We start from the raw sequence: 767 nt of genomic DNA, 5'->3' as shown, positions 1-767 counted from the left end.
CTACAGCTCGAAGGCCATCCGGACCTGGCTCAGGCTGCGGGGCGTCTGCCACACCATCCCGGAGCGGGCCGACCAGGTGCGCAACCGGTTACGGCGCGGCAGCCGCGGTGGACGGCCGCCGGCGTTCGACAAGCAGCTCTACAAGCGGCGCAATGTGGTGGAGCGGTGCTTCAATCGCTTGAAGCAGTGGCGAGGGATCGCCACCCGCTATGACAAGACCGCTGAGTCCTACCGAGCAGCCGTCACCCTCGCGTCACTTCTGATGTGGGCGTGACAGCTCTCCGGTGCAACGGTCCGTTCGAGAAAGGACTCCGGTCACGGATGCTGAGAAAGGTTCTCGTTCGGTGCGCGGCAGCGGTACCTCGACCAGTTTGCCGTCATAGATCATCCACAGGCCGAAGCAGTCGTCGTCCTCGTCGCGAACGAGGACTTGAACGGAGTACGGATCCGGCCATGCCAGAGACTCCAGTCGGCTCAGCAACCCACCCCAATTGTGGCGGATGAACTGGATGACCCACACGTAACACTCTTCGGACGACATACGTGACCCGTCGAACATTCCGTCGTCCACACGTGTGAAGCACTGATGCCAGGCCCGGCCCTCGTCGGGGCGAGTCAGAGGTTCCATGACCTCTTCAGCCCTTCGTGCCAGGACGATGACCTCTGCGTATCTACTCATCAACCCATGATGATCGTGGCCTGTCAGAGCGGGGCCGAAAGCTGATCACATTTTGACGACAGGACCTAGGAGGAAGGACAGCGCCGTC

At 61.9% G+C, this 767-nt stretch carries 1 protein-coding gene; it reads left to right on the top strand.

Going from position 1 to position 767, the window contains the following annotated elements; all coding sequences use genetic code 11:
• The coding region (locus BFF76_RS27935; RefSeq protein WP_065849320.1) for an IS5/IS1182 family transposase at window positions 1–274 on the top strand (274 nt) is incomplete at its 5' end.
• Window positions 275–767 lie beyond the last annotated feature (493 nt).

The organism is Streptomyces mutomycini (assembly GCF_001700505.1).
GTDB classification, from domain to species: Bacteria; Actinomycetota; Actinomycetes; order Streptomycetales; family Streptomycetaceae; genus Streptomyces; species Streptomyces mutomycini.
Note: the sequence above shows the minus strand (reverse complement) of the source record. Positions and strands in the feature narration are given on the sequence as shown.